This is a genomic window from Mesorhizobium sp. M7A.F.Ca.US.008.03.1.1 (assembly GCF_003997495.1).
Lineage (GTDB): Bacteria > Pseudomonadota > Alphaproteobacteria > Rhizobiales > Rhizobiaceae > Mesorhizobium.
This window is the reverse complement of sequence record NZ_RZRU01000016.1, coordinates 1-22,541: the sequence shown is the minus strand read 5'-3', so window position 1 is coordinate 22,541 and position 22,541 is coordinate 1. Positions and strand designations below refer to the sequence as shown.

Sequence of the window (22,541 nt, the reverse complement as noted above, 5' to 3'; positions counted from 1 at the left end):
GCTCAGGACTCTCCAAGCCAGAATGTATCCGGCATGTAGACACCGAAATAGGCAGTCGGATCGTAGCCGAAGAGCGCCTTGTCAGGCAGATTGCGCAGCCGTGAGGACACCAGAATCGGCTGATGCGTTCCGTTCACCGTGCCGATTGAAAACACCTGGTCGGTGTAGATCGACAGCATCGAATTCCAGATTTCGGCGCGCTCCGTGGTTTCGGTCGATCCGTTCCAGCGTTTGAGCAAAGCCATCAACTCGACCACTTCAGGAAGATCGGGCGCCTCACCCATCTTGCCATGGGACAGATAGTGAGCGCCCCAGAGCGGCCATTGCAGTTGGTCATCGATGGTGGGAGCCAGCTGGTACGGGTTCATGTCGGCGGTCGGCACGCCATTGTCGATGCCCGACCACATCGACATCATGATCTGGCCGCCAAGCGCGCGGCTACGGAAGATGTCGCGCTGCGAAGTCCGGATGAACAGGGCGATGCCGATCTGGCGCCAGTGATCGGTGATGAGTTCGAGCGCGTCGGTTTCCAGCGTGCTTTCGCCGGCCGTTTCCACGATGATCTGTGCCGGGCGTCCATCGGGAAGCATCCGCAGGCCGTCATCGCCACGCGCCTGAAGCCCGGCTTGGTCGAGCAGGGCATTGGCCTGGTCGGGATCATGGGCGACCCAAGCTTTCGCGAATTCCGGCCGGTAGAGCGGGCTCTCCGGCAAGACCGTATCGGCACTTTCCTGCGCCAATCCGTAGAACACGGCCATATTGATCTCGCGCCTGTCCACAGCGAGCGAAAGGGCGCGGCGCACGCGCACGTCACGCAAAAGGCCACGCCACACCGGGTCGGCACAATTCAGATTGGGCAGCAACGCCAGCCGCGAACCCTGTGTGCGTTTCCACAAATGCATCTTCACCGGGTAGCGCTTCTCCGCGTCCTTCAGGAAGGAGTAATCGCTGAAGTCAATTCCCATGCATTGCAGATCGCTCTCGCCCGCACCGGTCTTGGCGGAGATGATCGCCGACGAGCTGACATTCATGATGATCCGGTCGACATAGGGCAGTTGCCGGCCATTCTCGTCTGTTCGATGAAAGAACGGGTTGCGCTCGAAGATGAACTGCTCGGCCGGCGGCTTTGTCCGGTTCTGCCAGGGATCGAGCGTCGGCAGATCCGGGTTCTCCGGGCGATACTGCCGCGACATGCGGATATGCAGGAGCGTCCATTTCTGCGCCCGGTTCTCCTTCATCAGGCCGGCGAGCCGGAATGGATCCTGGTATTTCTTGTGGAACTGCTTGAGATAGGCGGCCGGCAGAACGAGCGATAGCGGCGCAGCGGCAGCGAGCTTGGGCAGGAAGTCGGGATTGGGCGCATCCCAACTGTAGCGCACCGTCAACGGATCGATAATCTCGAAGCGTGGCGGCTTGCCGTCCGCCATCAGGGCCGGAGCGAGCCCGCCTTGCGAAAGCTCATCGTTCAGCCAGACATCTTCCCAACAATAGCGAAAATCCTCCGGCGTCAGCAGGCTGCCGTCGGACCATTTGTGTCCTTCCCGTATCTTGAACGTGAAGATGCGATCATCCGCGACGTCGAAACTTTCGAGAATGTCGGCCTGCAAGCTAAGCTTTTCGTCGTAGCCGACCAGGCGAGAATATCCGTAAATCGTCATCATCCGGATATCTTTCTGGCTGCCGATGATCGTACGCAGGGTGCCGCCATACTGGCCCGGCTGCCGGCCCATCGTGGCGAGATTCAAGGCGCGCGGGATCTTGGGCAGACGCTCGGCGAGTGCCGGCAGCGCCCTGGCCGTCAGCTGCGGCCGAAGAAATTCCGGCTCCAGATCGCCAGCGCGCGACGTGCCCGGCAGGAGTGCCGAAGCCATCAGACCAAGGACGGTGCGACGGCTGATCAATGACGTAACTCGCTAACATCGGCCGAACGTCGGGCCAGCACGAGGTGCCCGCCGCCAAGATCGAGCGGCGACAGCATATCCTCGTCGCCTTCTTCGCGGAATTGCGGTCCCCATGCGCTGGTGTCGGAAGCGCCGCCAAGCTTCAGCGTCTTGAAATCCATCGGCCGGTCGAGATCGGGGAAGGGTACCGCGGCGAGCAGTGAGCGCGTGTAGGGGTGGATCGGTTTCCTGAGCAGAATTTCGCGCGGCGCAAGCTCGACGATACGCCCGCCGCACATCACCGCGATGCGATCCGCCATGTAGTCCACCACTGCCAAATTGTGGGATATGAACAGGTAGGTCAGGCCCAGTTCCTTTTGCAGGTCCTTCAGAAGGTTCAAGATCTGCGCCTGGACAGAGACATCGAGCGCCGAAACCGGCTCGTCGCAGATTAGGAGTTCAGGCCCCAGCGCCAACGCGCGCGCGATGCCGATACGCTGACGCTGCCCGCCGGAGAAACTGTGCGGATAACGCTTGATGAAGCGCGGATCGAGCCCGATTGCCTGCATCAGACTCTTGACCGTGGCGAGCCGGGACGCGGCATTGCCACGCTGATGGATTTCCAGCGGCTCGCTCAAGATGTTCTCCACGGTCATGCGAGGTGAGAGCGACGATACCGGATCCTGGAAGACCATCTGGATTTTCGCGCGCAGCAACCGCAGGGCTTCTCCCTCGGCTGCCAGGACGTTGATCGGGCCTTCCCGGCCGTTGAAGACCACGGAGCCGCCGCTAGGGGTGACGGCCCGCATGAGGATCTTGCTGACGGTGGTTTTGCCGCAGCCGCTTTCCCCGACCAGACCCAGGCACTCACCCCGCCTGATGTCGAAGCTCACCCCGTCCACGGCGCGAACAGAGGTTTGATGGCTCCCGCCGAACCATCCGGACTTGCGGGTGGTGTAGACCTTTTTCAGATCCCTGACCGACAGCAGGACGTCGTCCGACCCCTTCGATGCCGGCGCCGTCTGCTTGCCGAGCAGGTTCTCGACATTCACCGGCACCTCGCGGAGCGCCTTCAGCCTTTCGCCAGGCTTCAGGTCGAAATGCGGAACGGCTGCCATCAGACCCTTCAGGTAAGGGTGCCCTGGCCGGCGGAATATCGCCTCCACAGGTCCCGCTTCCATGATCTCGCCATGGTACATGACCACCACCTCGTCGGCGACATTGGCGACAACGCCGAGGTCGTGCGTGATCAGCAGCATCGCCATGTTCAGCTTGGTCTGAAGCCCGCGCAGCAATTGCAGGATTTGCGCCTGGATGGTCACGTCCAACGCCGTCGTCGGCTCGTCGGCGATCAACAGCGCGGGCCGGCAGATAAGCGCCATGGCGATCATGGCGCGTTGGCGCAATCCTCCCGAAAGTTCAAATGGATACATGTCATAGGCGCGCTTGGGATTGGGAAAGCCGACAAGGCCGAGCATTTCCTCGGTCCGCGCCTTGCGCTCCGCCCGAGCCATGGGCATGTGAATCTGCAGGGATTCGCTGACCTGGTTGCCGATCGTGTGCAGCGGCGACAGCGATGTCATCGGCTCCTGAAAGATCTTGCCGATGCGGCTGCCTCTCAACGCCCGGATTTCGGGCCCGTCACGCGGCATCTGCAGGATATCCTGCGTCGTGCCGGGCTTTTCAGGATCGGAAAACAGGATACGGCCGCGGACATGGGCTGTCCTCGGCAAAATGCCCATCACTGCTTGGCTGAGAACCGATTTCCCCGAACCGGACTCGCCCACAAGCGCGGTAACCTTGCCGGGCAGGACGCGAAGATTTGCACGCCTGACGGCATGCAACGGTCCCCCGACAATGGCAAAAGAGATGCCAAGATCCTCGATTCGCAGCAGATCAACGCCCGAATTCATTCTCACACCAGCCCCACTCTGGCAGTCTGCCGGGCGGCAGACCCAAAAAGCGAGACTAGCGCATTGCCAGCCTAGAGCAACTTGGATTCTAAACGAATTCCCCGGCGGAACCGCCGACCGGACTTACCAAGGCGTTCGGATAATCGTGGCGGTTATTGGAGCTTCCTCCGGTCGCCCGCCGACAGCCGCGCGGCATCGCGATGAAGCAACATGACCTGCTCGGCATCCGATATCCGGTCGTGAATCGGTGCAGCGTCTTCATCGAGCGCGAGAGCACCCGACAGATCGGGTGAAAGCACCGTCAGCTTCTGCTTGCTGCCCGCCAGTTCCTCCGTGCCGAGCGTCAGCCAGCTGTTGGCGCCGCAATAGCTGGCGAAGTCCTTGCTGGCGAGAACGCTGTGCGGATACTTCTTGGTCAGGGTCTGGAGACGCTGGACCTCGTTTACAGCCGAGCCGAAGACAGAGAATGTGAGCCGGTCGGTAAGCCCGACATTGCCGAACATCACATTGCCGACATGCAGGCCGATACCAAATTTTATGTCGCCCAACCCCTGCTCCTTTCTGCGCAAATTGAGTTCCATCATGCGCGCGCTGGCCTTGTGCGCTGCCGCAAGAGCAGCTTGGCAGGCGATCTCGGACTGCGAGCGGTGCCTTTCGCAGGGGTAGACGGCAATGAAGCCATCCCCCAGGAAACTCATGATCTGCCCGCCTTTGCGATTGAAAGGTGCGGCAATGGCATCGAAAAACTGGTTCAGCGTATCGATGTAGATTTCGCGACCGGAGGTTTCGGCAAGCCTTGTCGATCCGCGCATATCGCCCATGACCAGTGCGGCCCGGATTGTGTCACCCTCGCCGCGCTTGATCTGGCCGTCCAGCACGCGCCTGCCTGCGTCGCCGCCAAGATAGGTGGTCATCATGTTGTCGGCGAGCTTGGTGAGCACTGCCATCTTGGTTGCGATAGCGAGATAGTTCTGGATTCGCAATAACGCCGAAATCATGCTGTCGCTGAAGCCTGAAGCACTGTCGGTCGACCAGGACCCCATCATGCCCTGACTGGTATCGCCGTTGAAGGGATGCACGAAAGCCATGTAATCGGTGACGCCCATACGCCCGAGGTCATCGAAAACAGGAAACTCCGACCGCACCGACAGGTCGAGCCGGCGCCGCAGGTGGTCGAGCTTGTTGCTGAGCAGATGGTAGTATGGGCTGGTCAGGAACCTGTCGGAATGAACGCCGTTCTCACTGCGGAAGCCTTCCACTTCCAGGCCCTGGCCGCGAAGCCAGGTAAAGCCAAGCGCGTCATAAAGCGGATGAAGCATCGAAAAGCTCAAATGCACCCGCTTCAGTGGCAGGCCGGCGGCAGCCAGCCGTTCACAAAAGCCCTTTACCAATGTTTCCAGGTCGTTGCCCGCCAGCGCCGATTGCGTCAGCCAGTCGGCAACCTTATCCATGAGAGTGGTGGAAATTTCTGCTTGCGCTGTGCTCATGCTATCTCGAACCCGTCGAAGACGAGCCATCTCCTTTGATCCGCCACACAATCGAAGTCAGTGAAGCCGGCTTCGGCGACAAAAGCCGGCGAAGAATTTCCCGAATGACTGTCCTTGCAGGAATGAAGCAGGCGTAAACTGCATCTATCACCTGCAGCATCATGTGGCGAGGCTGCCGGCGGAGTGCAATCCCGATCCTGACATCGGGCAAAGAATTCGCCGTCTCAGTTACCGTCAGGCCTTCACCACCGTATCTCGGGGCCAGCCCGAGGCGGCCAAAAACATTGCGTGTGTCTACGATCAGAGGAGCGTGATAAGCGATCGCCTGATAGTCGATCACGTCGTGGTAGGCCACGACGACAGCATCGAATCCTTCGGGGATCCTCTCCGGCTCCCGGTGTTTCCTTAGCGGTGTCGGAACGCAGATTATGATGGCATCGCAGACGGCTAGTTCGGCAGATCCGCGCTGGTGCGGAACTGCCCGGCCGGCAAGGCTGTCGACGTCGCTGCCTCAAGTAGGATTGGCCGTTGTTCAGCCTCTCGACCTTCCGGGCTTCGATGTCGAAGCCGGAAACCGGGAAGCCGGCGCGTGCGATCGCGACCGACAGCGGCAACCCGACATAGCTCGGTCCGATCACGCCGACTTGCGCGGCGCGCGTCGAAATCCGGTTCAGAAGACGGTCATATGTCGATCGTGAGGCGTCTAAAAATCTACCCGTGAATTCGGACAGGCCATCCGCTCCCATGCCGAGGCTCACCGGGTGCCAAGAACCATGGGCAAGCGCATATTGCGGAAAATTTCTTCCCGCAAGCCGTCATCAGACCGGCGCCTTCGCCTTCAGGCTTGCCGCAGCCATCGCATAGCCGCCGGCGGCGCCATCGATGAAATGAACGTGATCACGCTGTAGCGGCGAGATGACGAGGCATGTCATCAAGGCCGACTTCTGGCGGTGGAGGCCATACTTGCAGATGGACGCCGCTTCCGCCTGCTTCAGCCGGTCTTCGATCCGATGCAGCACATCCGCGTCAACGTCGATGGTCATCTTCAAGCCGTCGTCGAACTTTCGGAAATCCGAATTGCTGGCCACCTCGCGTTTGTAGACCTTCGGATCGAAACGGCCAATCGTCCATCCAAATCGATCGGTTACAGCCGTAAGCGTCATCAGGAACACGATCCACAGCTTCGACCGCCACCGCCATCCTGCCGGGGCCAACGCCCGCGCCTCGACATCGAGGCCGGCGGGCAGAAAACTGTAGTCCGGCCCGTCCACCGGCACCGGGTGGCCATCGCGCTCCTGCCTGCCGGCGAGGGCGATGATGTCGGAAGCCAGAAACTGAAACCCGCGCAAGTCGCGCGACGCCCCCGGTATGGCTATGATCGAGACGATTTCGCCATGCCGGGCCTCGATCGGGTTCCAACGGCAGGAAAGGCCGGTCAGATCCGGCCGCGCGCCGGCCGGCGCAGGATCGATGCGGTAGCGCCCCGCTTTCATCTCAGCTTCCGCCCAACTGCCGCCACCGCCGGCGAACATGGCATAGAACGCCGCTTCGGAAGCCCGGAACCTCGCCACGCGAACGTCGAGGCCATGCGCTCTTATGTCCTTTATCGGCACGATCGCGGCACGCAAGGTCAGGTCCAGTTCGTCCGCCACCCATCTTTGGACGGCCGCCAGCGCGTTGCGGGCGATCTCCAGCGCCGAGCCGGGAAACGCCACGAGCGCGCCGTCGCCGCCGAAGACAAAGGGAAAATCTTGCCGACCCAGCGCGTTGAGCAGAGCCGAAATAACGCTGGCGCCGGCCATGTTGACGGTTTTATAGCGCCCTGCCTCGATCGCCTTGGTCGAGCCGACGATGTCGGCGGTGGCCAGAGCCCAGCCATCGGGGAGGGGCCGATAGTTATCGATGTCGGCAACGCTTTCGAACTTTGCGAAGACCGGCAAAGAAGCGACAAACGGGTCGGGCGCGGTAGCTGTTTCCATGACCATCAGATAGCACATTCCACGGCTTGAAGGTGAAGTCGATCGCGCTTCGAAATTGACTTGCGCAGGCTTTCCGATGATAGGTCGCGCGATGCGAATTGCCTTCTACGCGCCGCTGAAGTCACCCAATCATCCCGTTGTCTCCGGCGACCGCCAGATGGCACGGATGCTTGTGAAAGCGCTGGAGCACGGAGGGCATAGCGTCGAGCTGGCATCTGAGTTGCGCTTCTATCTACGCCAGCCGGAGTCGAAAAGTTTCGCGGCACTAAAGATCGAGGCCGCAGAGGAAGCCGCGCGGCTTGCCAAGCTTTGGGATCGTGACGGCAAACCCGATCTCTGGTTCACCTACCATCCCTATTACAAGGCGCCCGACTTGATCGGGCCGGAGCTGGCGTCGGCCTTTGCTGTTCCCTATGTGACAGCGGAAGCCTCCTATTCCAGGCGGCGCAATGCCGGCCTGTGGGCCGATAGCCAAGCGTTGGTGGTGCGAGCCATCGAAGAGGCAGCGCTGAACATCTGCTTCACGCAAAGGGATCGCCAGGGACTGACGGACGCTGCTCCCGACGCAGCTTTCGGTATGCTTTCGCCCTTCATCGACACATCGGCATTCAAGGAAATGCCGGCACGAGGTTGTCCGACGCGCCTCGTTACCGTCGCCATGATGCGCCCGGGCGACAAAGTCGAAAGCTATCGCATGCTGGCGCAAGCGCTCGGTTCGATCTGCCATCTGCCCTGGACCATGTCGGTCGTCGGCGACGGGCCTGCCCATGACGAGGTCGAAGCGCAATTCGCCGGCTTGCCCGCCCACCGTATCGAATGGCTCGGCGCGATTGAACCAGCCGCCGTGCCGGACATCCTCTACACTGGCGGAATTTACGTCTGGCCGGGCTACGGCGAGGCCTATGGCGTTGCCTATCTTGAAGCACAGGCCGCCGGCCTTCCGGTGGTGGCTCAGGGCATCGCCGGCGTGCCGGAGGTCGTGCGCGATGGCCAGACCGGGTTTCTCACCCCGCCGGGCGATGTGGCGGCGTTTGCTTCCGCCATTGAAAGGCTTCTGGCCCGTAACGACGAAAGAACCATCATGGCCGTGGAAGCCAGACGTTTCGTCCTCGACGAACGTTCCCTCGGTGGCGCAGCTGCGCGTCTGGCCACACTTTTTGCGAAGATTCGAGTCTCATGACATCCGATCTCATCTGGCAGCCCTTGGTGGAAGAACTGGCGCGCCGCCAACGGGCGGGCCGCAAGGCAGAGTTCTGGCTGCGTGACGATGACGCCGTGGATCCGACGCAGGCACTTGATCGGCTGCTCGACCTCACCGGTGAATTCGCGGTGCCGGTCACTCTGGCCGTCATTCCGGCCCGTACCGACGGGAAGCTTGTCGCACGGCTTGACGAGGCCCCGCAGGCCACGGTCGCTGTCCATGGCTGGGCGCACCGAAATCATGCGCCCGCGGACCAGAAAAGGCAGGAGCTCGGCGCGCATCGGCCACGCGAGGCGGTGCTCGATGATCTGGCTCGCGGGCTGTCGCACGTTACCGGCCTGCACGGCGCACGTGCCGTTCCGATGCTGGTGCCGCCCTGGAACAGGATCGACGCCGGCGTTGTATCCGACCTTGGGTCGATAGGATTTGCGGCATTGTCCGTCTATGGTCCGCCGAAGCCGGCTCCATTGGCCGTCATCAACAGCAATGTCGACATCATGGATTGGCGTAGCAGCCGCGGTTGCCACGATCATGGCCTGTTGGTTCAGGCTATCATTGCGCAATTGCAGCACGCATTCGACGGGGGCGAGCCGGTCGGCCTGCTCACCCACCATCTCCTACACGATGAATCGGCCTGGCTTTTCCTCGAACGGCTGTTCACAGTCACCGCACAGACTGAAGCCTGCGCATGGCTTCCGATCAGGACATTCATTGATCGTGCGCAGCGCCGCTAGAGCAATTCCAGGACACACGTAGCGCTTTCCCGGGGGAATGGAAAAATAGCTCAGCGCTTTTTGTGCAATGAGACCGGAAATTTGAGCGTCTGGCCATCCCACGCGGCAAAAGCGCCGGCAAACCTGTCCTTGGCCAGTTTCTCCATCTCGTCCAGTTGCTCGTCGGTGCGTGTCGGATCGTGGTGAAACAGCGCGAGCCCCCGCGCACCGGCCGCCTCACAGAGCTTGACGCCCTGTTGCCATGTCGAGTGGCCATTACCGCGGCGCCGTTCCATTTCCTTCTCGGTGTAGGTGCAATCGTAGATGACGAGGTCGGCATCTTCGATCAGGCCGAGCACCGACTGATCGAGTTTGTCCGGCTCGTGCTCGGTGTCGGTGATCACCGCCACGACGCGGCCGCCCCATTCGACCCGATAGCCTATGCAACCACCCGGATGGGTGAGACTTCCGGTCCGAACCACCACCCCCTCGCGCGGCCGAAGCACGTCTCCGGACACGAAATCGCGGCAGTCGAGCTTTGCCTTGCAGACGTCCATTTTCACCGGAAACCAGGGCGGCCGTATGAACTCATCGATCATCTGCCGGGTCGTCATGCGTCCTGCAAGATGCCCGGACCAAAGCGTAAACTTGACGCTTGGGTCAAAGATCGGCGCAAAAGCCGGCAGCCCGATGATGTGATCGTAATGACAATGGGTGAAAAGCAGGTCGAAATCGGTCACATCCGACGCCTGAAGCGCCCTGCCGGCAGGCCGCAGGCCAGAACCCGCGTCGAACAGAAGCGTATGCTTGCCGCATCGCATCTCGATGCAGGTTGTGTTGCCGCCATAGCGAGCGAATTCTGGCCCGGATACCGCGATGCTGCCGCGCACGCCCCAAAATCTGACCAGGAAAAAACCGTCGTCCATGCTACTTTTCGCCCATCGTAGCTCTAGGCGGTTCGTGCGTCGATCAGATCCGCGGTCGTATGGCTTAGCCGATCGGCAAGAACCCGCAATATCTCGATGGTCATTTCCGGGAACTCCTTCATAAGCCTTAGGAAATGATCCTTGCGGATTCTCAAGACCTCCAGATCGCTTGCCGCTCTGACGGTGGCAGTGCGGGAGCTGTTGCACAATATGGCGATCTCGCCGACGATCGAATTTGGCAGCAGTTCGGCAACTTTTATCTGCCCGCTGTCGGAATCGACCAAAATATCCGCCCTGCCTGAAAGGATGACATAGGCGGCGTCTGCCTCGTCGCCCTGCCGGAAAAGAATCTGGCCGGCGCTGTAGTTCACGCGATCGGATGTGAACGCAAGCAGCTTGAGCTTTGCCGGCTCGATGCCAGAGAACAAGGGAACGCGTTGCAGCATTCCAACTTCATCCTTGAGCAGCATTGTCGCAAACCTTCCTAAATTCGCGTCTGCCAGACTATGACAGAAGTTCCTTGAAGATACCGTTCTCTGCCAAAAGTGTCTCGTGTGTACCGTCTTCCACCAGTTGACCCGAGTCAAAGACGATAACGCGATCGAACATCATCGCCATTGCCGGACTCGTCACGACCCACACAATCGCCGGCGAATGGCCGTCGCGTCTGGCTTCCTCGAGCACGTTTCGCAGCACCTTGTCCTGAATGCGCTGGTCGAGCGCCGACAGCGGCCGGTTGAGAATGAGAAAATCGGGACGCTTGAGCAGGGCCCGGGCAACATCGAGCTTCTGTCGCTGTCCACCGGTGAGCCGCCTGCCGCTGGCGCCGACGTTGAAGTCCAGGCCGACATCCAGAAGCTCGGCATAAAGCCCCAGTTCGTCAAGAATTTCATAGACGATGGAGCGTATGCGGTCCGGCGCGTCGGGATGGTTGTTGCCAACACGCCCGAACAGGACATTGTCCATGACGGTGGCCGCGGCGATGTATTTGGCAGGATCATACCGTTCGATCGCGTTTTGCAGCTCGGGCGGCAGCTTTTCATAGAACTGGTTGCGTGCGGCGACGATCTTGCTCATCAACTCGTCGGTCAGCAGGCCGAAGCGGTGCCGGGGCTCGATATAGGCAAAGCTCAAGGTGATGATCATGGCGCGGTCGGCCTCCGAAACCGCCTCGAAGGGACGGTTCTTGAGCCGCTGCAGCAAGGTCTCGTAGGCGGGGATCTCCTCGGCGCTCATGAAGGCGAGCTGCTGGAAGAACTGGTGATCGGGCGGCAGGTCGGCAAACAGCTCGATCGCCTGTTCGGCGATCTCCATGCCCATTTCGTAGAGCGTGCGGTCAAGGCCGGCTTGCTTCAGCACGGAAGCAAAAAAGGGATTGGCCGCCAGAGCCTTGTCGGCCAGTTCGGGGCCGGCGGCAGCACCGAAAAGCAGGTTCTGACCGATCGTCGCTTCCGTGTTGTAAGCGCCCGGCTCGAAAGGAACCACCAGTTCGCGCAGCCCTTCCTGTTCCAGCCGGGTTCGCAGCGCTGCACGCAGTTCGACGATCCGCCCGGCAAGCTTCGTGTGACGCGTGAGGTCGGCCGAAGAGCGCAAGCCAAGATCCAGAATGTCGCGCGACAGAAGAACCGCGTCGAGCACCCGGCGCACCGCTTCAAAGAGGTCGTGCGGGCCGGTAGCACCGGCGGAAGCATAGTCGATCCAGTCGCTGTGGATATCGAAATCCGGATTGCCCGACCGGCGCGCCTCGTCGATGTTCCAGCGCTGCTGCTCTGCCGCGGCGCCGTCATAAGTCACCGGTGTCAGCGGTGCATGCTTCAACCCGTAGAGCAAGTTATCGCGCAGGCTTGCGTGGAAGAGGAAAACATCCGACGAGGCGTAGGACATGCGCCGGCCGGTCACTGCTTCGGGGAGTTCAAGCAGGTCATCGGCGCCCGAAGCGACCTTTCCGCTTTCCGGCCAGTTCAGCCGCGCGAAGGCTTCTGCTAGCGCCTCCGCTCCACCTGTTGGGGTGCTGACCAGCGCCACCGTCTCAGTCGGCTTGACCTGCATGGAGATACGGTTGAGGAGCATTGCACCGCCATCGTCTGCGATGGACAGACCGACCGCCGACAGCGGGTTTGTCATCGGACCGGGATCGTTGATCGTCAGTGCCGCAATCCCCGGCGCAATGATATCCTCGACGGTGAACTGTTCAACGACCTGCTGATATTTGACCTGGACATCCTGCCGATCCTGATCCCAGTCGATCAGTTCCTTCATCGGTCCGGGCAGGTCCTTGTAGGCGCCGATCACGGCCACGAGCTGGCCGACGTCCAGCCGGCCCCCGATGACGAGATACCCGCCGATCATGTAGAACAGAAAGGGTGTGAGCTGCGCGAGAAAATTATTGAGGAACTTTACCATGAATTTCCATTGGTAAAGATCGAAGCGGATCTTGAAGATGAGCCCGAGCCGGGCAGCTATGTCGGCGCGCTCGTAGTTTGACGTGTCGTGGACGTGAACCGCGCCGATGCCGTCGACGATTTCGCCAACCCGGCCCGAAAGCGCGCGCGCCGTCAATTGCCGTTGGCGCCCGAGCACGAGCAGCCGCCGCCGCATTCGCGGGATGAGCACGATCTGGATCACCACGATCACGACCGCTATCATTCCGAGCCAGACGTTCTGGACCATGATGAACAGCATAGCTGTCAGCGCCTGGCCGCCGAGCAGCACCGGCTGCAGAAATGCATCGCCGATGAAGCCGCCCAGCGGCTCCACCTCGTCCTTCACCATGGTCGCCACTTCGGCGGATTTCACCCGCTTGAAGTAAATCGGCGGAAAACGCAGCACACGATCGATCAGATCGAAGCGGATACGCCGCAGCATGCGTTCGCCGAGGCGGCCCTTGTAGGTGTTGATGTAGAGTTTGAACAGGCCGTTGATGACGACCAGCAGCAGGAACACGAAGCTCAGGGCAAGCAGCGTCTCCTTGCGGTCAAGTTGAAAACCGGAGAAGAACTGGACCTCGCCAATGAACGGCAGGTTATAGTGCAATCTCATGAAGGGCAGGGTCGCGCCGGGTTGCTCGAACCCCTTGCCCTGGATCGGGCCGTTGACGATCAGCTTCGGCAGGTCGAAGGACATGAAATATGGGATCATCGAAAGCAGGACGATCATCAATATCCAGATCTGCTGCTTCCGGGTGTGCGTCCAGATATAGCGGGCTAGGCTGGGTTCCATATGCGACTGTCAGTTTGGAGGATGCAGGCGGTGAAAGCACCTGCTGGCAAACGATGTATCGGCAATATCTTCGCGGATGGACGCCGCTGGCCGGGACAGACGCAATTGGCCCCCTTCGCCACCGTGCAACGGCGAAACGGCTGGCGGCATCGTCTCATCCGCAAGCCGAACAGGCTCGCGTGAGGCAATATTGCGTTGTGTGGCCCGAAATCCCAACATAGAAGAGGAATATGATGGATGTCACACAAGCACGCAATGCCGGCGGGCACGAACAAGCCTTGGACCTCGCCCGGGGAATTGCCGCCTATATCGACCACCCTCTCGTCGCCGGGCTCGCGCGCGTCATCGCCAAGCATCCGACGGCCGATATCGCCAACGCTTTCAACCACAAGCAGGTCGCTTGCAAGATGTGGGCGCTCGACGAGCTGTTTGAAAGCTGCGGCGGCCGGTTCGGGCGTATATGGGTGTTGGGTGGATGGTACGGCGTATTGCCGGCAATGCTTTTCAACGACGCCCGTTTCGACATTGCGGCGATCGACAGCATCGATGTCGATCCGGAAGTCGGGCCGGTCGCCCGGACCCTCAACCGGGAAGCCGGCGACCGCTTCCAGGCGCTGACGGAAGATATGTACGCACTCGACTATGCGGCCGGGCGGCCCGACCTGGTGATCAATACGAGCTGCGAACACATAGCCGACCTGCGCGCCTGGCTTGCTCTGGTTCCACGGGGCGCGAATGTTCTGCTGCAATCGAACGATTATTTCAGCGAGCCTACGCACATCAATTGCGTGGTTTCACTGGCAGCCTTCGAAGCAATGGCGGCACTACGGGAGATCAGGTTTTCCGGCGAACTGCCGACAAAAAAATATACGCGCTTCATGCTGATTGGAACTGTTTGACGCATTGCGCGAATCCAACCGAGATGCGACCTGCGCTAGGATTTTGAGGACCAGGTTCGATACCGCTCGCGCAGGACTTGCGCCGAGCGACGCGCGCCATCCAGATCGAGACGATGCGCGGCTGGCGTCGGTCCCGCAAGCGCCTGTTCGATCGCTTGTGCTAGACCTCCAGGCGTCAGGTCGTTTTCCCTCAGAACCGTCGCCAAACCCAGTTCCTCGAGCATCAGGGCGCGAACCGTTTGTTCTGTTTCCCCGCCGGCTGCAAAGGGGACGAGCAGGGAGCGGCAACCCGCGCGCAGGACATCGCAGACCGTGTTGTAACCCGCCTGCGAGACCGACAGGCGGGCTCCGGTAAGCAAGCTGGCGAAATCCTCGCGAAACCGGAAGATGGACAGGCCCGGCGTGGCATCGCGTGAAATCGCGTCAAACTCGCCCTTCGGCAAGTTTGGGCCGGTGATCAGACACCATTTCCAGGCGTTGTCGGCATTCCACGCAGATGCGATGGTGGACCGGACAAGGCTCTTTCCGGCGGCCCCGCCGCCAACCGACACCACAACGTCGAAACGCTCGGATGCCGCGGGCGCTGGTGGCGCGGCAACGAGTCCCGTGTACGCAACCTCGGCCCTGATCGCCCCCGCCAGTGGAAATGTCTTGTCGATGGTTGCGAAAGCTGGATCGCCGTGGACCATGACAAGGTCAAAATGCCTGTTAACGAGATCGACCGTCTCCTCGTTTCGGCCCGGCTTGACGCGCTCCTGAAGGATATCACGGACGGACGTCACCAGCAGCGGTCTGGGCGACGCCGCGTCGACGGCCTCGATCAGCGGCAAGAGTTCGAAACGCATCTGCCGGCGTCCAAATGGAAACGCCTCGACAATGACGATATCAGGCCTGCAATCCCGGAATGCCTGCAGCAGCATCTCTGAACGTCGTTTCTTGAAATCATCGTCGATGGGCTTGCCCTGCAACTCGACAAGTCCCGAAAATCCTTCATCACCGGAGGTGACAGGTGGCAGGGTTACAGATATTGCCCCCAATCCCGGAAACCCCGCGACCGGCGCTCCGCCAGTGACGACGGTTACGTCAAACCCGTCATCGACCAGAGCCGTCGCGACGCGGCTGGAGCGCGCGAGATGGCCGATGCCGAGCAGGTGCTGGACATAGAAGAAAGCGCGCAGCCGCTTCATTCGGCGGCCCGCCACTCCCGTTCGAACAGCTCCTTGAGATGTCCAATGCTTGCCAAATGATCGAAATTGCCGCGCACGCGCGCCTCTGCGGTGTCGCCGAGGCGGGCACGCAGCACGGGATCACGGATCAGGCGCTCCAGCGCTTGTGCCAGGGCAATTGGGTTTTCCGTCGGAACCAGCAGCCCGGTTTCATCCGGCGATAAAAGCTCCGGCACGCCGGAAATATCGGTCGACACGCAGGCAAGCCGCTGGCTGGCCGCCTCCACCAGAACATTCGGAAGACCGTCCCGGTCGCCATTTGCAGTGATCCTGCAGGCCAGGGCGAAGATATCGGCACGGCGGTAGTGCTCAAGCACCTCCTCCTGTGCAAGCGCGCCTTTCCAAGAGATGCGACCATCCAGTCCGAGCTTTTGCGCCAGCGCCTTCAGCGGTTCCAGTTCCTCGCCGCTGCCGATATGCTCGAAACGCCATGCCAAGTCGCCAGGCAAGATGGCAAGGGCTTTCAGCAAGATATCGTAGCCTTTCTTTTCGACGGCGCGCCCGACACTCAGAACGATGACCGGTCCGCCCGGCTCCGAGCCGTCATGCTGTTTTCGCGCCTCGCCGAAAATGCCGAACCGATCAAGATCGAGCCCATGATAGCTCAAATGCACGGACGAGTTGTCGTCGGCGAGTTTCTTCAGACGGTCGAAGCCGGTTTTCGTGCAAGTTACCGTCCAGCGCGCCGAGGAAAGCTTGCTGGCCAGATCCCAGTCCGCCGAAGTCCAGATGTCTTTGGCATGGGCCGAGCAGCTCCAGGGTAGACCAAGAAGCTGGCTGGCATAGCGCGTCACCGATGCCGGCGTGTGCGCGAAATGCGCATGCAACCATACCGCGTCTTCGGGCCATTCGGCCGCTAGCACGAGCGCTTGCCCGAAACGGCGCGCGCGATTGCGCGTAAAGTCGCGCGGGATATCGAGGGCCAGCGATCCCAGTGCACGCCAGAAGCCCGGCCGCAGCAAACAAGCAAAAAGCGAGCGAACTACGCGCAGCGGTTCTTCATGCAGATATTCCGGCAGATAATGGACGGGCGCCTTGATCTCGACATGCACGGGGTGGCGTTTTGCGTCGGTCGGCCGCCTGAGCGCGACGAGTATCAGATCGAACCCCGCACGCTCCAGTCCGAGCAGTTCCTGCGCGATGAAGGTTTCCGACAGCCGCGGATAACCCTTCAGAACCACGACGATCTTGCGATGTTGCAACTCAGTTCATGCCTTCAATGACCGAAAGGTGAGGACGGGCCCGCCGGTCGAGCAGTTCCGCGACGATTTCTGAAATGTGAGGGAGACCTTCCAGGGTCAGATGCGGATTACTCTGGGATGGACGAGGCCGGTTCGGCAGCGCCACCAGTGCATCGGCAAACCGCTGGGAGTCCTTGGCTTCCTCCGGCAAAAGCATTTCGACGAGGCCCAGTTCGGCCGCGCGCCGGGCGCGGATCAGTTGTTCCTGGCGGGGTTCGATGCGCGGCACGATGAGCGCCGGCTTGTCGAAAGATAGTATCTCGCAATAAGTATTGTAACCGCCCATCGCCACTACCGCCTTGGCGCCGGCAATCAAGTCTTCCATGCGGTTGTCGAACTCGATAATCTTGATGTAGGGGATCGTGGCCTCCTTCTTCAGCAATTTGTTGCGCTTGCGCGCCGGCATGTAAGGCCCAAGCACGATCAGCGCCTTGTGCTGCAATTTCGGATCCTGCTGATAAGCATCGATGACGTCGTGAATCAATTCGGCGCCGTCGCCGCCGCCACCGGTGGTAACCAGGATATAGTCGCCCTCTGGCCGGTGGCCGGGCAACTCGTTCCGCTGCAGGCTCCGCTGCAGGAAACCGACGAATCTCATTTTTGCCCTGACAGCGGGCGGCACATCCAAGCCGGTCAACGGATCGTAGAAATCCGGCGGGCCATAGGCCCAGACCTTGTCGTAGAACAGGCCTATCTTGCGCATCACATCCCTGCGCGCCCACTCTGCTTCGAGCAGATGCGGTGCATCCATCACCTCGCGCAGGCCAAGCACCAGCGTGGTGCCCCGCGTCTTGAGGTAGGACAGCGTGTCCTCAATCTCACCGCGCAGGCCGAGCGGTTCCTTGTCGACGATGAAGATATCCGGCCGGAAGGTCTCGGCTGTGTGGCGGATGATAGACTGACGCATCCTTAGCGTCTCATGCAGATCGATGTCCTTTTCCAACGAGGTGTATTCGCCGTTGCGCAACTTGATGACGCTGGGGATCTTCACGAAGTCGACACGGGCGCGGTAGTCGAAGGCGCCAGCGATAGTCGCACCCGAAATGATAAGCACCTGAAGCCCACGGAAATCCTCGACTAGCGAATGCGCGATAGTCCGGCAGCGCTGCAAGTGGCCGAGCCCGAACGTGTCGTGGCTGTACATGAGAATTCGAGCGTTTTCTGCGTGCTGGGTCATTCTTGAACGTCTCTTAAAATTCTCGCCTTGTGACCGTGAGGGGCCCGCCGGCTTCGAACCATCCTGGGTTTGGCCGCAATTTTCAATTTATATTGCTTCTATGGATGCTGTTCATGCGTTCTGATCGCGATTCCGGAACTAGATGGGTGGCGAATATCGCCGCGCGGGTGTGAGCAGAGACTTCCTGTTGTATTGTGGATGGATCGAGGAGGAAAGCGATGGCAGAAAAATCGGCAGAAATCATCCCTCTTGATTCCAATCCAATAGAGTCGGTGTTTGAATTAGATTGCTGCCGCTCGCTTTGAGCGTCATTGCCGCTCGGATTAGTGGATTTCATACGGAGTTCCAGCAGCTTATCCACTTCGTCATGCAGTGCGGCAAGATCGGCTATGATTAGTTCGAGCTCGGCAATGCAGGCTCGCCGCGGAATTGCCTCCACAACGCCGCGGAAACGCTCCCATAGGCCTCCCAGTTACCCAGGACATCCTCGTCAAGGGCCGCCTCTATCAGCTTGGATGTCAGGCGGTCCAAGGTAATCCGCTCGCGCATAAGCCTGAGCGCCTTGTTGTCGGCGTGAACACGCTCGGCCGCCGCCTTGAATTGTAGCCCGGGCCAGCAGCGGGCCAGGGAGAAGCCAAATGCTTCCTCGATCTCCCCTCCTCTGCCCTTGCGGGCGTAACGCTTGCCGTTGGGGCTGCCGCAGGTCGGCAGGTAGGACCATCGTCCGGCCAGCATGGGACTTCAGTACCACGGTGGTCCAAGAGCGTCGATTTGTAAAACATATCAAATAGTTATGGAATATCAACTTGCCAGATCACGTAATGATACGGCATTTATCTAAAGTTTGTCCTGTACAATTAGCGATTTCTCATACGACGCTCCCCTAGCGGTCGGGCGATGGGTGGCAATTCCTCGAGGAGATTACCATGGCAAACCGAAAAACTCTGTTCGCTGCGCTTGCCGCATTGGCCCTTCTGGCCTCTCCGGCGCTTGCCGAAGCCGGCGGCAACGGGCACGGCAATGGCGGTGGTAATGGCAACGGCGGTGGCAATGCTGGCGGGAACGGTGGCGGCAATGGCCACGGTGGCGGCAACGGCAAAAGCGGCGCTTCGCACGGCAAATCGTCATCGGCCCATGGGCAGGTAGCCAAGGCGGAAACGGAGACAACGGTCGACAAGACCACAAAAGTCTCGTCCGTGCCCAAGGAGAAGAACATCCACGCCAAGCTTGGCCGGCTGAACTCGCTGCAGCGCAACATCAACGCTTACATGAACTCCAAGAGCAAGAAGTTCGCTGCCATCCAGGCTTTCGTGACGCAGTCCGCCAAAGCCAAGGTCGCCCAGGCCGCGGCTGACGCCGCTCAGGCTCAACTGGATGCGCTGAATTCGCAGTTGAGCGCGCTGACGTCGCTGACGCCCGATCAGATTGCGGCCATGACGCCCGAACAGCAGGCGGCCTTGCCTGGGCAGATATCGGCTCTGCAGGCCGAGGTCGCTGCCCAGCAGACCGCAGTCACCGCCGCCAATGAGGCGGCTGCCGCGGCAGAGGTTGGCACCGATGATGCATCGCTCGACGCGGCGCTGACGGATATGGCCAACAAACCCGTCGACGCCGAGGTCACGGCCTGGGCCCAGGGCGTCCTTGCCGGCAAAATCGACCAGACAGCTGCCGCGATGCAACCGACCCCGTAGCGAAACCGTCGCCGAAACGGCGGTAGCCAACAAATGCCGCCGGTCTCGCCTGGCGGCATTGCCGTTTCCTGGCCATGATCGGGCTGGCTATCACAGATAGCGAGGCACTCAGACGTGCTTGCGGCCGCCGGTCTCGCGAAACCAGCTGTCGGGATAGGGGTACCACCAGTCCTGGATGGCCGGCTTGTGGTCGATGATCACCATCTTGGAGCGGCGGAAGGCGTCGAGCCCCTGGCGACCGAGTTCGCGGCCGAGGCCTGACGCCTTCCAGCCGCCGAAGGGCAGGGCGTCATTGTCGATCAGCGGGTTGTTGACCCAGACCATGCCAGCCTCGAGCCGTTCAGCCGCCTCGTGGGCTTCGGCCAGATCTGATGTGAAGACCGAAGCGCCGAGCCCGAACGGGCTGTCATTGGCAAGCCGGATCGCCTCGTCGAAATCCCTGACCCGGCAGATGGCGGCGACGGGCCCAAAGCACTCTTCGCGCACGATCGCCATGTCTGGGGTGACCCCGGTCAGGATCGTCGGTTCGTAGAACCAGCCGGTGTTGTGTGCCGGCGGGATGCGTCCGCCAGTCACCACCTTGGCGCCGTGCGCGATCGCATCGTCGACCAGGCGCATGACCTTGGCCCGTGCCGCTTCGCTGACCAGCGGGCCGATCTCGGTCTTGTCCATGCCATTGCCGATGCGCAACGCGCGTGTCCTTTCGGCGAAAAGCGCGACGAAGCGGTCGTGCACGGCGTCGACGACGAAGAAGCGCTCGGCCGAGGTGCAGACCTGGCCGGTGAGGTGGAAGGCGGCGGTGACGCTGCCGGCCGCCGCGATGTCGAGCGGCGCGTGCTCACTGATGATCAGCGGATCGCTGCCGCCGGCCTCGATGACGCACGGTTTCATGCGTTCGGCGCAGGCCACGGCCACGGCCTTGCCTGCTGTGACCGAGCCGGTGAAGGCAACCGCATGGGTGCGCTCGGACGCGATCAACGCCTGTGCGGTGGCGGCCGCGCCGGGCAGGCAGGAGACCAGGCCTTCCGGCAGCGAGCGGAACACGGTCATGTAGTCCAGCGTCGACAGCGTCGTCGCCTCGGCCGGCTTGATGATGCAGGCATTGCCGGCGGCGAGTGATGCGGCGACCGTCCAGCACATCAGCAGGATCGGAAAATTGTAGGGCATGATGTGGACGGAGACGCCGTAGGGTTCGTAGCGGGCGTACTGGAACGAACCGGCCTGCGTCGTGCCGGCGATCTTGCCGGCATCGTCGCGCGCCATCTCGGCATAGTAGCGGAAGATCGGCGCGCAATTGGCGATCTCGCCGATGGCTTCGGGGTAGGGCTTGCCCATCTCGCGCACCATCAGCTCGGCACAGCGGGTGAAGTCGGCCGCCTCGATGGCGTTGGCGACGGCATGCAGATGCTTGGCCCGGCTCTTGGCGTCGAGCTTTTTCCAGGCGGCCTGCGCCCTGGTCGCCGCGGTGAGCGCGGCGTCGATCTCGCCATCGCTGGCAGATGCGATCGTGCCGACGGTTTCGAGCGTCGCCGGATCGATCACCGGTTTGTTGACGCCAGTCATCGGCCGGTAGTCCGGATTGATGAAGAAAGCCGTCCGGTCAGGGGAGAAATCCATGGTCATCCTCTCGGATCCGCTCAGCGGATCATGTAGACCTTCTTGATCGTCTCATGGACGGTGCAGACGCCCTTCCAGTCCTGCGGGAAGAAGGCAGCCGTATCCGGTTCGATCTCGATGACCTCGCCGGATTCATGCACATAGGTGCAGCGCCCTTCGAGGAAGTGGCAGAACTCGTCGCGGGTGACATGGCAGTGCCATTTGCCTGGGGTGCAGACCCACAGGCCGCATTCGGAGCGGCCTTCCGGCCCCTTGTGCAGCAGCTTGCCCGAGGTGTGGGACACGCCCTCGATCATGATCGGGATGACGCCCCAGTCGACGAGGTCGGTAATGGCGAGCGGGGATTTCATGATCGGCGTTGTCATATCGATTTCCTTGAAAAGAGTGCTCAGCGGCACATGAAGGCCTTGGTCAGCGTTTCGACGATGATGGAGATGCCGGCCCAGCCGCGGGGAAGAATACCAGCGTGCCGGCCTCGACCGGAATCTCTTCGCCGTCGTCATGGACATAGCTGCCGCGTCCCGACAGGAAGTGGCAGAATTCGTCGGCGGCAAAGGTGACCTTGCGCGTGCCCGGCGTGCACGACCACAGGCCGCATTCGCTCGATCCGTCCGGGTTCTGCGACAGGATCTTGCCCGAGGCGCGCGGCGAACCGGCGAGCGTGTTGCTGCCCGCACCCCAGTCCTCCAGTTCCACGGCCGAGCCCCTTGGCCAGTGCGGTGTCTGCATGTCATCAAGCTCCGTGGTCACGCCAGCATGTAGACGTTGCGCATGGTCTCATCCACGGTGCATTCGCCTGTCCAGCCGGCGGGGAACATGACCACGGTCCCGGCGGAGGCTTCTATCACCTCGCCGACATCCGACCGGTAGGTCGCGCGGCCGGCGACGAAATGGCACAATTCGTCGCGCGGGATGCTGAGGCGCCAGCGGCCCGGCGTGCAGACCCAGATGCCGGATTCCGGCTGGTTGTTCGGGCCTTTGTGCACGAGTTTGCCGGTCGAGTGCGAAGCGCCGTCCAGCGCATCGGGCTGGACGCCCCAGTCGACGAGGTCGGTGCGGGTCGAAGCGTGGTGGAGATGCGGGGCGGAGGAGGTCATGCGGATGGTCCCCTTCGCGTGTTGAGGCTGCGCTCTACGAGGCCCCCCTCTGTCCTGCCGGACATCTCCCCCTCAAGGGCAGGGCTATCGCATATGAGTAAAGAGGTCATGGAAGAAGTCTTTGCTCCAGTTTGCCCTTCGCATTTTGCTTGCGATTGGTTTGTCGAGCGGATGGGCAGCCAAGATGTTTTGCGCAAGCCTTCGGATGATAGCCAGGTTTTGTGGGGCGTTGTCCTTTCGGGTGCGGGCGTCATCTTCATGGAAGACGACATCAA

22 protein-coding genes and 1 pseudogene are annotated in these 22,541 nt (G+C 61.2%); 4 read left to right on the top strand and 19 right to left on the bottom strand.

What is annotated here, in order from left to right; all coding sequences use genetic code 11:
* Nucleotides 1–2 precede the first annotated feature (2 nt).
* From EOA16_RS21235 to EOA16_RS21215, 6 genes are all read right to left on the bottom strand, one after another.
* Entirely contained in the window at nt 3–1,901 is a 1,899-nt protein-coding gene (locus EOA16_RS21235) for an ABC transporter substrate-binding protein (RefSeq protein ID WP_127260021.1), read from the bottom strand.
* Nucleotides 1,898–3,793: an ABC transporter ATP-binding protein gene (locus tag EOA16_RS21230; RefSeq protein ID WP_127260020.1), complete on the bottom strand. Its 1,896-nt coding sequence runs from the start codon at nt 3,791–3,793 to the stop codon at nt 1,898–1,900. Before EOA16_RS21230 ends, EOA16_RS21235 begins: the two co-directional genes overlap by 4 nt.
* Nucleotides 3,794–3,945: 152 nt before the next feature.
* On the bottom strand, nt 3,946–5,280 hold the full coding sequence (locus EOA16_RS21225; RefSeq protein ID WP_127260019.1) for an adenylate/guanylate cyclase domain-containing protein: 1,335 nt from the start codon (nt 5,278–5,280) through the stop codon (nt 3,946–3,948).
* A gap of 1 nt (nt 5,281) precedes the next feature.
* Nucleotides 5,282–5,635, bottom strand: a complete 354-nt coding sequence (locus EOA16_RS32740; protein ID WP_164754344.1) for a hypothetical protein — start codon at nt 5,633–5,635, stop codon at nt 5,282–5,284.
* Nucleotides 5,523–6,026: a hypothetical protein gene (locus EOA16_RS21220; RefSeq protein WP_245455992.1), complete on the bottom strand. Its 504-nt coding sequence runs from the start codon at nt 6,024–6,026 to the stop codon at nt 5,523–5,525. The genes EOA16_RS32740 and EOA16_RS21220 overlap by 113 nt, the downstream gene beginning before the upstream one ends.
* Before the next feature lie 72 nt (nt 6,027–6,098).
* Nucleotides 6,099–7,259: a DUF3095 domain-containing protein gene (locus EOA16_RS21215; protein WP_127260131.1), complete on the bottom strand. Its 1,161-nt coding sequence runs from the start codon at nt 7,257–7,259 to the stop codon at nt 6,099–6,101.
* A gap of 91 nt (nt 7,260–7,350) precedes the next feature.
* On the opposite strand from EOA16_RS21215, the gene EOA16_RS21210 reads away from it, so the two are divergent.
* Together EOA16_RS21210 and EOA16_RS21205 are read left to right on the top strand one after the other, a co-directional pair.
* A complete protein-coding gene (locus EOA16_RS21210; protein ID WP_127260130.1) occupies nt 7,351–8,439 on the top strand; it encodes a glycosyltransferase family 4 protein in 1,089 nt (362 codons plus the stop codon).
* Nucleotides 8,436–9,194: a polysaccharide deacetylase family protein gene (locus tag EOA16_RS21205; RefSeq protein ID WP_127260018.1), complete on the top strand. Its 759-nt coding sequence runs from the start codon at nt 8,436–8,438 to the stop codon at nt 9,192–9,194. Before EOA16_RS21210 ends, EOA16_RS21205 begins: the two co-directional genes overlap by 4 nt.
* 50 nt (nt 9,195–9,244) lie before the next feature.
* Here EOA16_RS21205 and EOA16_RS21200 read toward each other — a convergent pair whose 3' ends face one another.
* Genes EOA16_RS21200 through EOA16_RS21190 form a run of 3 tightly spaced genes read right to left on the bottom strand, consistent with a single transcriptional unit; the run spans nt 9,245 to nt 13,318 of the window.
* The gene (locus EOA16_RS21200; RefSeq protein ID WP_127260017.1) at nt 9,245–10,099 is read right to left on the bottom strand and encodes an MBL fold metallo-hydrolase; all 855 of its coding nucleotides are present in this window, start codon (nt 10,097–10,099) and stop codon (nt 9,245–9,247) included.
* Nucleotides 10,100–10,122: 23 nt separating this feature from the next.
* Nucleotides 10,123–10,569, bottom strand: coding sequence for a cyclic nucleotide-binding domain-containing protein (locus EOA16_RS21195; protein WP_127260016.1), 447 nt, complete (start codon nt 10,567–10,569; stop codon nt 10,123–10,125).
* A gap of 34 nt (nt 10,570–10,603) precedes the next feature.
* Nucleotides 10,604–13,318, bottom strand: a complete 2,715-nt coding sequence (locus EOA16_RS21190) for an ABC transporter ATP-binding protein (RefSeq protein WP_127260015.1) — start codon at nt 13,316–13,318, stop codon at nt 10,604–10,606.
* Nucleotides 13,319–13,551: 233 nt separating this feature from the next.
* On the opposite strand from EOA16_RS21190, the gene EOA16_RS21185 reads away from it, so the two are divergent.
* Entirely contained in the window at nt 13,552–14,217 is a 666-nt protein-coding gene (locus EOA16_RS21185; protein WP_127260129.1) for a class I SAM-dependent methyltransferase, read from the top strand.
* A gap of 35 nt (nt 14,218–14,252) precedes the next feature.
* Here EOA16_RS21185 and EOA16_RS21180 read toward each other — a convergent pair whose 3' ends face one another.
* The 5 genes from EOA16_RS21180 to EOA16_RS33280 form a co-directional block, all read right to left on the bottom strand.
* Nucleotides 14,253–15,404 (bottom strand): glycosyltransferase family protein, encoded by a 1,152-nt coding sequence (locus EOA16_RS21180; RefSeq protein ID WP_127260014.1) that lies wholly within the window; start codon nt 15,402–15,404, stop codon nt 14,253–14,255.
* Nucleotides 15,401–16,645, bottom strand: coding sequence for a glycosyltransferase (locus tag EOA16_RS21175; protein ID WP_127260013.1), 1,245 nt, complete (start codon nt 16,643–16,645; stop codon nt 15,401–15,403). The genes EOA16_RS21180 and EOA16_RS21175 overlap by 4 nt, the downstream gene beginning before the upstream one ends.
* Before the next feature lies 1 nt (nt 16,646).
* A complete protein-coding gene (locus tag EOA16_RS21170; RefSeq protein WP_127260012.1) occupies nt 16,647–17,861 on the bottom strand; it encodes a glycosyltransferase family protein in 1,215 nt (404 codons plus the stop codon).
* 82 nt (nt 17,862–17,943) lie between these two features.
* The gene (locus EOA16_RS33285) at nt 17,944–18,222 is read right to left on the bottom strand and encodes a hypothetical protein (protein ID WP_245455991.1); all 279 of its coding nucleotides are present in this window, start codon (nt 18,220–18,222) and stop codon (nt 17,944–17,946) included.
* A 32-nt stretch (nt 18,223–18,254) separates the two neighbouring features.
* A complete protein-coding gene (locus EOA16_RS33280) occupies nt 18,255–18,596 on the bottom strand; it encodes a helix-turn-helix domain-containing protein (RefSeq protein ID WP_245455990.1) in 342 nt (113 codons plus the stop codon).
* Nucleotides 18,597–18,787: 191 nt separating this feature from the next.
* Here EOA16_RS33280 and EOA16_RS21160 point away from each other — a divergent pair, with 191 nt between their 5' ends.
* Nucleotides 18,788–19,552, top strand: a complete 765-nt coding sequence (locus EOA16_RS21160; RefSeq protein ID WP_127260011.1) for a hypothetical protein — start codon at nt 18,788–18,790, stop codon at nt 19,550–19,552.
* 108 nt (nt 19,553–19,660) lie between these two features.
* On the opposite strand, the gene EOA16_RS21155 is transcribed toward EOA16_RS21160, so the two are convergent.
* From EOA16_RS21155 to EOA16_RS33275, 5 genes and pseudogenes are all read right to left on the bottom strand, one after another.
* Nucleotides 19,661–21,169 carry an aldehyde dehydrogenase family protein gene (locus tag EOA16_RS21155; RefSeq protein ID WP_127260010.1) on the bottom strand — a complete coding sequence of 503 codons (1,509 nt, stop codon included), beginning with the start codon at nt 21,167–21,169 and terminating at the stop codon, nt 19,661–19,663.
* 20 nt (nt 21,170–21,189) lie between these two features.
* On the bottom strand, nt 21,190–21,534 hold the full coding sequence (locus EOA16_RS21150; protein ID WP_127260009.1) for a cupin domain-containing protein: 345 nt from the start codon (nt 21,532–21,534) through the stop codon (nt 21,190–21,192).
* Nucleotides 21,535–21,580: 46 nt separating this feature from the next.
* Nucleotides 21,581–21,898 carry a cupin domain-containing protein gene (locus EOA16_RS21145; RefSeq protein WP_245455989.1) on the bottom strand — a complete coding sequence of 106 codons (318 nt, stop codon included), beginning with the start codon at nt 21,896–21,898 and terminating at the stop codon, nt 21,581–21,583.
* A 17-nt stretch (nt 21,899–21,915) separates the two neighbouring features.
* Complete coding sequence (locus EOA16_RS21140; protein WP_127260008.1) at nt 21,916–22,266, bottom strand: cupin domain-containing protein; 351 nt, start codon at nt 22,264–22,266, stop codon at nt 21,916–21,918.
* Between the two features lie 84 nt (nt 22,267–22,350).
* A pseudogene (locus tag EOA16_RS33275) lies at nt 22,351–22,541 on the bottom strand (ISAs1 family transposase); the annotation flags it as partial.

What these genes read in the sequence shown, in the direction of transcription:
- EOA16_RS21190 (WP_127260015.1), bottom strand. Translation starts at nt 13,318, where the DNA reads ATGGAACCCAGCCTAGCCCGCTATATCTGGACGCACACCCGGAAGCAG.
- EOA16_RS21170 (WP_127260012.1), bottom strand. Translation starts at nt 17,861, where the DNA reads ATGACCCAGCACGCAGAAAACGCTCGAATTCTCATGTACAGCCACGAC.
- EOA16_RS21220 (WP_245455992.1), bottom strand. Translation starts at nt 6,026, where the DNA reads ATGGGAGCGGATGGCCTGTCCGAATTCACGGGTAGATTTTTAGACGCC.
- EOA16_RS21140 (WP_127260008.1), bottom strand. Translation starts at nt 22,266, where the DNA reads ATGACCTCCTCCGCCCCGCATCTCCACCACGCTTCGACCCGCACCGAC.
- EOA16_RS21200 (WP_127260017.1), bottom strand. Translation starts at nt 10,099, where the DNA reads ATGGACGACGGTTTTTTCCTGGTCAGATTTTGGGGCGTGCGCGGCAGC.
- EOA16_RS21150 (WP_127260009.1), bottom strand. Translation starts at nt 21,534, where the DNA reads ATGACAACGCCGATCATGAAATCCCCGCTCGCCATTACCGACCTCGTC.
- EOA16_RS21205 (WP_127260018.1), top strand. Translation starts at nt 8,436, where the DNA reads ATGACATCCGATCTCATCTGGCAGCCCTTGGTGGAAGAACTGGCGCGC.
- EOA16_RS21195 (WP_127260016.1), bottom strand. Translation starts at nt 10,569, where the DNA reads ATGCTGCTCAAGGATGAAGTTGGAATGCTGCAACGCGTTCCCTTGTTC.
- EOA16_RS21180 (WP_127260014.1), bottom strand. Translation starts at nt 15,404, where the DNA reads ATGAAGCGGCTGCGCGCTTTCTTCTATGTCCAGCACCTGCTCGGCATC.
- EOA16_RS21230 (WP_127260020.1), bottom strand. Translation starts at nt 3,793, where the DNA reads ATGAATTCGGGCGTTGATCTGCTGCGAATCGAGGATCTTGGCATCTCT.
- EOA16_RS33280 (WP_245455990.1), bottom strand. Translation starts at nt 18,596, where the DNA reads ATGCTGGCCGGACGATGGTCCTACCTGCCGACCTGCGGCAGCCCCAAC.
- EOA16_RS21155 (WP_127260010.1), bottom strand. Translation starts at nt 21,169, where the DNA reads ATGGATTTCTCCCCTGACCGGACGGCTTTCTTCATCAATCCGGACTAC.
- EOA16_RS21160 (WP_127260011.1), top strand. Translation starts at nt 18,788, where the DNA reads ATGGCAAACCGAAAAACTCTGTTCGCTGCGCTTGCCGCATTGGCCCTT.
- EOA16_RS21210 (WP_127260130.1), top strand. Translation starts at nt 7,351, where the DNA reads ATGCGAATTGCCTTCTACGCGCCGCTGAAGTCACCCAATCATCCCGTT.
- EOA16_RS21145 (WP_245455989.1), bottom strand. Translation starts at nt 21,898, where the DNA reads ATGCAGACACCGCACTGGCCAAGGGGCTCGGCCGTGGAACTGGAGGAC.
- EOA16_RS21215 (WP_127260131.1), bottom strand. Translation starts at nt 7,259, where the DNA reads ATGGAAACAGCTACCGCGCCCGACCCGTTTGTCGCTTCTTTGCCGGTC.
- EOA16_RS21185 (WP_127260129.1), top strand. Translation starts at nt 13,552, where the DNA reads ATGGATGTCACACAAGCACGCAATGCCGGCGGGCACGAACAAGCCTTG.
- EOA16_RS21225 (WP_127260019.1), bottom strand. Translation starts at nt 5,280, where the DNA reads ATGAGCACAGCGCAAGCAGAAATTTCCACCACTCTCATGGATAAGGTT.